Origin of the sequence: Xanthovirga aplysinae (assembly GCF_009711365.1) — a bacterium.
In the GTDB taxonomy this organism is placed as follows: Bacteria; Bacteroidota; Bacteroidia; order Cytophagales; family Cyclobacteriaceae; genus Xanthovirga; species Xanthovirga aplysinae.
Genome location: NZ_SMMB01000410.1, coordinates 1 through 1,471, shown reverse-complemented (window position 1 = coordinate 1,471; position 1,471 = coordinate 1). Strand labels below are relative to the sequence as shown.

The following is a 1,471-nucleotide window of genomic DNA, read 5'->3' as shown; positions in this document are numbered from 1 at the left end:
TTTTAAGTCCCAAGATATTACCACCAGTTATAGATTTCTTACCACATTGCGTTTGGGAGCAATCTTGCAAATAAATACAGATCAAATTCTGGGATTAAAAACTGGACTAGAATATTACGGAAAAGGGACTAGAATTGGTACTTTTTTTAGTCCACAAGTGAAGATTCGAATTGACTACTTAAATGTCCCTATACTTGCTCATTTAAGCTTGCCCATTGTAAATGGTTTCAAGATGTTTTTGGAAGCGGGTTACGTTTTTTCCTTAGCTTTTGGAGGGCAAGTAATAGAAGAAGATTATGTAATAACTAGAAGAACTGATTTAAAGATTGGCTCTTCGGAAGATAGTATAAGAAGATTTGATTTTGGTTTAAACTTAGGAGGAGGTTTTGAGGGGAGGAACTACCAGGTGAAAATTGGATATGACCTGGGAGTGGCAAACATTTTTAATATTCCAGATGAGAAAGCTAGAAATAGGGTATTAGCATTGTCTATTGCCTATTTATTCAATTTATGAGTTTGATCCTTACTTCAAATTGGGAGAAAAGAAGTAATTGAAGCGGTTTATTTTTGAAAAATAGGTTTTATTGGCCTTTTCTATAATTTATCTTCCTTAAAACTTTATTGTTAAATTGAATTATGATTAATCTCCTATTCTTTTTTTAATATTTTACTGATAGTTGATCGTGAAACTCAAAGATTGCTTCTAACACTTTTTTTGGAGTCTCTACATGAGGGTAATGTCCTACATTTTTCAAATATTTTATATCTGCATGGGAAATAACTTCTGCAAATCGTTTAGCTGCATGTATGCCAGAAATTGGATCTTCAATTCCATTTATAAGTTTTATGGGAACGATGGAATTTTTCAATGGAGTTACCCATCGATCTCGATTCACGTTTCTTTCTTTCATATATTTAATGAGTCTAGGGATCATAGAAATCCCTTGTTTTTCAGTCATTAACTTCCAAGATTCCACCAGAAACTCTTCACTTGGTGGATGTTTCCTACTAAAAACAGCAATCATATTTTTCCTGAAAATACTTTCGGAGGTTATTTTGGCCACCAGTGAGCCCAGGGGTGAAAGCAGTAATTTTTGGATTAATCGCGGTCGATGAGTTTCAGGAAAAATACCCCCATTGAGAAAGACACAGGAGAGCCAGTTGATTTTTGATTTATTTTCAAGTTGCCTTGCTAAAAGTTCTTGTGCTATGGTATCCCCTAAATCATGAGCTAGAATGTGGGCTTTTTTTACCCCTTGGTTAATTGCCAAATTTTCAACGATATCGGCTTGTAAACTAATTGGAATGGGAAGTTGTGGTTTTTCTGATTTACCAAGTCCAATAAGGTCGTGCACTAACACATCAAAACGTTCTGTTAATGAATCCCATATTTGGCAAAAGTCCCAAGAGGAAGTAGGAAAACCATGTAGACAAATGAGGGAATCACCTTTACCCTTTCGTTTATAAAATA

Annotated in this window: 2 protein-coding genes; one reads left to right on the top strand and one right to left on the bottom strand. The window is 34.6% G+C overall.

Translation table 11 applies throughout. From position 1 onward, the window contains the following. The coding region (locus E1171_RS01480) for an outer membrane beta-barrel protein (protein WP_155203377.1) at positions 1-514 on the top strand (514 nt) is incomplete at its 5' end. Positions 515-659: 145 nt separating this feature from the next. On the opposite strand, the gene E1171_RS01475 is transcribed toward E1171_RS01480, so the two are convergent. Next, on the bottom strand, positions 660-1,471 hold an 812-nt coding region (locus tag E1171_RS01475), incomplete at its 5' end, for an alpha/beta fold hydrolase (protein WP_155203375.1).